General features: G+C 68.3%; 3 protein-coding genes and 1 pseudogene. 3 read left to right on the forward strand and 1 reads right to left on the reverse strand.

The features are described 5' to 3' along the window. Positions 1-51: 51 nt before the first annotated feature. Positions 52-1,366: pseudogene (locus V6U90_RS27650) on the reverse strand (ISL3 family transposase). Between the two features lie 726 nt (positions 1,367-2,092). Here V6U90_RS27650 and cas7g point away from each other — a divergent pair. The 3 genes from cas7g to cas3g form a co-directional block, all read left to right on the forward strand. Next, positions 2,093-3,274 (forward strand): type I-G CRISPR-associated RAMP protein Csb1/Cas7g, encoded by a 1,182-nt coding sequence (gene cas7g, locus V6U90_RS27660; protein ID WP_334442735.1) that lies wholly within the window; start codon positions 2,093-2,095, stop codon positions 3,272-3,274. Between the two features lie 4 nt (positions 3,275-3,278). Further along, a complete protein-coding gene (gene csb2, locus V6U90_RS27665; protein WP_334442737.1) occupies positions 3,279-4,712 on the forward strand; it encodes a type I-G CRISPR-associated protein Csb2 in 1,434 nt (477 codons plus the stop codon). After that, the coding region (gene cas3g / locus V6U90_RS27670) for a type I-G CRISPR-associated helicase/endonuclease Cas3g (RefSeq protein WP_334442739.1) at positions 4,699-7,505 on the forward strand (2,807 nt) is incomplete at its 3' end. The genes csb2 and cas3g, both read left to right, overlap by 14 nt.

Genomic DNA, 7,505 nt, shown 5'->3' on the forward strand with positions numbered 1-7,505 from the left:
TTTGATGCGAACGCTGATAGGTATGCACCGACGAATGATGGCTCTTCGAATTTAGGCGGGGTTGAGGTGTCCGCGGTGGCGTCGGGTGGTGGCGCAGCGGGTGCGGAGGCGTTGGTTTAGGGGTTGCGGAAGCCGTAGGCGTTGCGTGCGGTGGTCTTGATGACGCGGTTGGTGCCTTCTGAGCCGGCGTTGGTGATGCCGGTGTATAGGAACGCGAGGATCTGCGGCCACCAGGTCTCGATCGTGGTGGCGAGCCGGTGTAGTTCGGGCAGATCGGTGGCGGCGCAGCGGGTGTAGAAGCGGTGTAGCAGCCGGTTGACGGTTTCCCGGTCGGGGTGGGTGCGTGCGACCGCGAGTAGGTCGAGTAGATCTTCCTTGGCGTTCCACGCGGCCAGGATCGGTGCGCCGATCCTGGCGGGCAGGTTGGTGAGGGTGTCGGCGAGGCGGCCGACGTGCCGGGCGTGCATCCGGGCCGCGGAGCGGGTGAGCCGGTTGCGGAGTTGCCATTCGGGGTCGCTGGCTCGACCGCGGCGACTGCGGTGGGTCGCGGTCATGCGGCGGCGGACTTCGGTGACGGCCCGGTTGGCCAGTTGCACGATGTGGAAGTGGTCCACGACCAGGATTGCGTGTGGGAGAACCTCGCGGACGGCGGCCTTGAACACGGTGCACATGTCGATCGCGACGACGTGGACCTGCTGGCGCCAGGTGGCGGGGCGTTGCCGCAGCCAGCCGGTAACCGCTGCGGTGGTACGGCCTTCGACCTGGGCGAGCAGTTCCTGGCCGCCGGTCAGGTCGCAGAACCCGACGTGCCACCGGTCGGCGGTCCTGGTCCACGTTTCGGTGACCGCGTCGAACGTCCAGCGGGGCTTGCCGCGGCGAACCTCGTCGATACCCAGCACGGTGACCGGGCCGGGCTCGGCCGGTAGCACCTGCTGGGCGTGGGTGGTGAACGCGGCCGCGACGATCGGCCACGACAGGCCGTGATCACGGGCGGACTGCACGATCGTGCGGCCGGCGTCGCCGACCGCCGCCCCGGCAGCCTGCCGCAACCGTGTGGTGCTCCGGGTCCGGGGCGGGACCTGCCGCACCTGCTCGGTGAACGACCGGCGTGGGCAGCCGTCCTGGTCACAACGCCAGCGGCGTTTCTGCCACCGCAACCGGGTCGTACGCCCGGCCACGGGCAGATCCCGCGGCCTGGTCGTCACCCATTCCTTGACCCTCTGTGCCCGCACACCGCAGTCTGGGCAGCATCGTGCTGCTCATCGGCGGTGCGCAGATCGACCACCGGGAAACCGTCAGGATCCAGCTCGACCCGCTCGACGGCCAGGCCGTCGAGGCTCAGCAGCCGGGTCGTATCGTTGACCATGCTCGCAGCTCTTCACGTGTGACCATCCGGGCTAGACACTCAGATGATCACCGATGAGCTGCGAGCCCCTCTCGCCCGGGCCGCCGCCCGACACGAAACCCCGCTCAACTTCGAAGAACCCGAATGATGCGCCGAATAGCAGCGCTCTCGCCTCGGTGGAGAGCAGCCGCGGCTACCACCTCACCGAAAGCCGCGCGGCGTACCTGTCGTATCGGCGGGCATTCGGCGCGGCTCGGCCCGCAACGCAAGGGACTGCCGAGCATACCTGGATGAAAGACATCCCAGGAGATTGAATGTCAAGCAGCGGCCTCGTTGAGGTGGTGGGACCAGGCGGTGTCGCCTCGTCGTAGAGCGTGCCGTTTTGAGGCATCCGTGGAGGATGCCGACGAGCCGGATGGCGAGCTGGCGCGGCGCGGCGTTGTAGCTTGCGCCGCAGGTGCTTTGCCGGTCGTAGTAGGCGCGGGCGCCCGGTTCGCCCACGCGACTGCTGCTCCTTGATGACAAAGCCTCGGAATCCCTCAGCCTTCTCATGCGGCGGTGGCTTTCGCAGCTTTTAGTCCGCATTGCGTGAGCCTCGCCGAAGGGGCCGCTAATGACAGAAGTAGCTGTCGTGAACGTGTGATCGTTCTCGGATGAACGCGACCGGTGCTTCGCCCTGGTCGGAGCGGGCAGTGTCGTACCCGTCCGGTAGACGGTTGCCTTGTCGTTTCGAAGACAGGAGAGATCATGGGCGCGATTGTTGATCGCCTTATCGCGGCGGTCGGCGACGATCGTCGCGACGCGGGTATCGCGTTTAGCGGGGTCTATCAGCCGGTGGGTGGGCAGGGCGGAAAGATCATGCCCCCGACGTTTCCTATCCCTGATCATGAGGTTCGGGCTGCCCATCGGGAAGGGCGGTTGCCGCGGCCGTACCTGTTCGAGCGGCGGCTTGTTGATGGTGAGCAGCGGGACACAGTGGTGGTTGACCAGGCTCCGTCGCAGGCGAACCGGGTCGAGGAGGCGCTGTTGACCGCGCGCGATGGCGGTCGGGTTGATCTGCCCTTGTTCGAGCTGGTTATGAAGGAAGAGGGTGTGCGTCTCACGTCGCTGAACTTTCCCCACCGTTACGCTGACGCGTACCTGAGGGACAGTGAGGTCGGCGGGGTTCGCTTCGATCACAGCGAGACCGGGAAGGTGCTGCGTTCGGCGACGGCCGGCGACGTGCGGCCACTGTATCAGCGGGAGCCGTACTCGCTGCTGTTTGGCGCGTGGGACTCGCACCGTAAGGGCCGGTGGCCGAAGTTCGCTCGTATCTACACATCCTCGATGTTCGGCGTCGAGTATGTGCAGGGGGATCGGCGGGCTGGCCGGTACGACCCGACGAACCTGACCGGCGCGATCGATGACAAAGGCAAGGCCGAAGGTGACTGGCGTTTCCTGCCCGAGGGAGCGAAGGCCAAGGGTGGCAAGCTGAGCGAGATCGGGCATGGGCACATCACCCCGAACCCGGCCCACGGTGGCGTGTCCGTTCGTGAGATCCGCCGGACCGGGTGGGTCTCGTTGGCCGGGTTGGAACGGCTGCGGTTCGGTGACGCCTCGGCGGAGGCGGCGACGTTGGCTCGGGCGACTTTGGCCGCGTTGGCGCTGGTGGGGGACCGGTTGACGTTTGGCCGGCCGTCGCTGTGGCTGCGTTCCGGTTGTGACCTGACTCGGATGGGCGAGACGGTCTTCTTTGAGCGTGACGGTGGCGAGCGGGAGCCGGTCGAGGTGAGCGCGGCCGAGGCGATCGCGGCGTTCGTGACGCTGCGCGACCGGGCTGCGGCGGCTGGAGTGGTCATGGAGGGCGACGTCGTGCCCATCACACCGACCCGGCAGCTTGCCGCCGCGATCCGCTTCGCCATCACGTCGTCCGTTGGGGATGGGGAGTAACCGGGTGGTACTGAGCATCACCGTGCGGCTGCGCGAGGGCCGCTACGACGCTGCGGATGAGGCGACGAGGGTGGAGTGGCCGCCGCATCCGGCGCGGTTGTTCTGTGCGCTGGTTGCCTCGGCTGAGCACGACGCCGAGGTGGATGCCCGCGCGTACACGGCTGACGATGTGGCGTTGCGCTGGCTGGAGGGCGCCGGCCCGCCGTCGGTTATGGCGGTGCCGCCGAGCCTGGTCGAGACGTCGATCCGTAGTGGGTACGTGGTGACGAACGCGACCGAGTCGAGGTCCGGCAGCACCAACTGGCCGGGCCGGACCAACCGGGCCAGCACCCGCGTGGGTGCGTTGCCGACCGATGAGCACGTCGCCTACATATGGCCTGATGCCCAGGCCGACGACGGGATCCTGTGGCGGCTGGCCAAGCTCGCTCGCCGGGTGCCGTACATTGGCCGGTCAACCTCGTCCGCCGAAGTCGTCATCTCGGACGAGATGGTCGCCGCGCGTGAATCGTGGGTCACCTACCGGCCGACGAGACTCGGCACACCCGGGGCGATCTCGCTGCGGGTGCCGTACCCGGGCTACACCGACCAGCTCCGCGCCGCCTACGCCGAGGGGCAGCGCTCGTGGGAGGTTGCCCGGTCGATCGAGTACACGTTCGGCGCTGACTCGACGCAGCCGGTCCCGGAGGTGGCGACCGGCCCCTACCGGGAGTTGCTGATCTGGCCCGGGCAGCGCGGCGGCGTGCCGGTGCGCGGGGACCGGCTGCTGGCGGTGACCGATATTCTGCGCCGCGCGGTGATCGATCGGATCGCCGATCCGGTACCGCCGCAGGCGAGCGGACACGGCGCCGATGACTTGCCTCATCTGGCCTATCTGCCGTTGCTGGACGTCGGTCACCGGCACGCTGACGGGCGCCTGCTCGGGGTGGCGGTCGCGCTGCCCGAGATGGCGCGCCACGATCGTCTCGCCGTGCTGCGCGGCCTGCTCGGTCCCGACGGTGAGGACCCAATCCGGGTACTCCGCAGTGGTCCGGACGGCATCCTGCGGTTAGGTGACCCGGCGGAACCGCCGCCGACGTGGGGGCTGCGGTCCGATCGCTGGACTGGTCAGCCCGAGGGCACCCGCCGCTGGGTGTCTGTCTCGCCGGTGATGCTGGATCGCTATCCGGGACGGCGTGACCCGTCGGGGATGCTCGCCGACGGGTTCGTCAAGGCCGGTTATCCGCGTCCGGAGTCAGTGACCGTACTGGAAGCCCCGTTGGTCCAGGGTGCGGTGCGGGTACCCCGGCGAGGCAGCATTCCAGCCAACCGTCCGATCCGGCCCTTCGTGCATTGCCGGGTGGAGTTCTCCACGCCTGTGCGTGGACCGGTGCTGGCAGGCGCGTTGCGCTACCTCGGCTGCGGCATGTTCGTGCCGGAGGTGTCTCGTGGCAACCGCTGACCACGTCCTCACGCCTGACGACTTCGCGGGCTTCGTCAACGAGGTGCATGGGGATCTGACCCCTGGTGGCCAGTTGCGTGAGCCGTTTCCGTGGCAGCAGGCGCTGTTGGACCGCATCCTCGCTGAGGGACGCTGGCCTGACGTCATCGACGTCCCGACAGGGCTGGGTAAGACGTCCGTGCTCGACGTGTCCGTTTTCGTCGCCGCCCTGCGACCGGACCTGGCGAAACGCCGCACGTTCTTCGTGGTCGACCGTCGTCTCGTCGTCGACGAGGCGCACGAGCATGCCGTCAGGCTCAACCGAGCCTTGCAGACAGCCAGCACGCCGATCTGCGCGAGAGTGGCTGAAGCGCTGCGGGCTGAGGGCGACGAAGACGGCCCTGTGCTCACAGTCACCCGGATGCGCGGCGGGGCTACCTGGGACCGGATCTGGCTGGAACGTCCCGACCGGTACGCGATTATCGCCGGCACCGTGGACCAGGTCGGTAGTCGGCTGCTCTTCCGCGGCTACGGCGTCAACGAGTACGGCCGCAGCATCGACGCGGCCCTCGTCGGGACCGACAGCCTCATCGTGGTCGACGAGGCCCACCTCGCTGAGGCGTTCCGTGCCACCGTCACCGCCGCGCTCAATCTCGACGACTGGCCGCTGGGGCTGAGACCGGCCCTGGTCATCATGTCCGCAACCACGCCCGATGACACCGGTCGGCAGCTCATCGTGCACAGCATCACCGACCGCGACCGGCACCACCCGGTCGCCGGCGGCCGGCTCACGGCACCGAAACGGCTGCGCCTGGTCGAGGTGGCGACCAGCCGCAGGAAGGCCAGCCTCGACGTGCCGCGGGCGTTGGCCGACCTGACGCTGCGCCTGACCCCAGAGGGGGTCGTCGCGGTTGTGGTCAACACCGTCTCCCGCGCCCGCGCCGTCTTCGAACTCCTCAACAAAGAGGTCGAAGCAATCCTGTTGACCGGCCGTGGCCGGGGGATCGACCGGGAACTGCTGCTCGCCGGCTACTACGACCGGATCCGGGTCGGCCGCGACTACGACGACCGCCGCCCCTTCGTTATCGTCGCGACCCAGACCATCGAAGTCGGCGCGAACATCGACGTCGACGCACTGGTCACCGATTCGGCGTCGCTGCCGGCGCTGATTCAACGGCTCGGCCGGCTCAACCGGCTGGGGCTACGCGACGTCCCGGCCCCGGCCTACGTCGTGCACGACAGTAGCACCGACGACGAGGACCCCGTCTACGGACAGGCCCGACTGACCACCTGGCGGTGGCTGACCGAACAGGCTCCTATCAGCACGCTCAAGAACCTTCACGCGGCGGCGGACGGGCTTCCGGCCTCACCCGCCGCTCTACGTACCATGGCCGCCACCGCACCACCCGAGGCGAGCATCGCACGGCCCGTGCACGTACCCGTGCTCCTACCGCCGACGCTTGACGCGTGGACCCGCACCTCACCCACCCCGCATCCCGACCCGCCGATTGCCCCCTACCTGCACGGCATCACCGACGAGGTGCCACCGGTCACCATCGCCTGGCGGGCAGGTCTACCGCTGGACGCACCCGAACGGTGGGCGGTCGTGGCTGGCTTTGTCCCGACGACCAGTACCGAGACCATCGACGTTCCGGCCCGCGAGGTGCGCCGATGGCTGCTGCAACACGACGACGCGCAACCCGTCGCCGACATCGACATCCCCGAACCCGCCGAGAGCGACCCACGGTCGGCACAACCCGAACACCGCGGACGCGAGCGGGCACCCCGCTCGTGCGATGACCGCGAGCGCCCGCAGGTTCTGCGCTACCGCTGCGACGGCACCCCGGAGATCATCACCGCGCAGCGCATCCGACCCGGCGACACCATCGTCGTACCGGTCGAGTACGGCGGCTGCGACCGCTTCGGCTGGCACCCCGACAGCAACATCCCGGCCGTCGATGTCGCTGACCTGGCTGCACGCAAACGTGGCCCGATCCTGCGGCTCGGCCCTCACCTACGGCACCTCGCCGCCTATCTCACCACTGCGACCCTGACCACCGGCACCGCGTCAGACCAGCCCGCAAACGCCCACGATTCACAAGACGCCATCAATGCCCTGCTGCACTTCGTACGCCACGACCCCGAGGTTGACCGGCCACACGCCTACCGGGACCGGCTGAAGACCCTTCTCGCCACCCTAGCCAGCGACAACCTGCTCGGGCAGGTCGTACAGACACTGCTCGGCTACCCCAGCCAGCGGCAACGCCCATCGATGACAGCGACACCCACCCGCCAGCTCGACCCCGTGACGGGCGCCGTCTGGACACCCGAGTTCCCGATCCTGCTGTCGGCGGCACGCCCGCGACAGGCCGACGACGAGTCGGAGACCGGCAGCTCCAGCAGTGCATACCCCGGCAAACGGATCGGCCTCGACCCACACCAGCGAGCGGTAGCCGCACGTGCCGCGCAAATGGCTCGCAACATCGGACTCGACCTGCGGCTCACCTCCAGCGTCCGAGTCGCCGGAGAATTGCACGATGAAGGCAAACGGGATATCCGGTTCCAAACTATGCTCTTCGCCGGTCGCAGAGCCGCTGCCGAACTGGCACCCGAACCACTGGCCAAGTCCGGCATCGACCCGGCCAACAAGACCGAAGCACGCCGAGCCCGCGACGCCGCTGGATATCCGCCGAAGATGAGACACGAGGCACTGTCTGCCAGGATCGCCGCGCTCCACCTCACCACCCATCCTCAGAGGGCGGTTACGGAGATTGTGTCCCTTTCGGGGCCAAAGCAAACATGCCGGGCTCGTTT

The organism is Micromonospora sp. CPCC 206060, from assembly GCF_036906895.1.
Lineage (GTDB): Bacteria > Actinomycetota > Actinomycetes > Mycobacteriales > Micromonosporaceae > Micromonospora.

Coding starts and splice junctions, on each gene's coding strand:
- cas7g (WP_334442735.1), top strand. CDS start 2,093: ATGGGCGCGATTGTTGATCGCCTTATCGCGGCGGTCGGCGACGATCGT.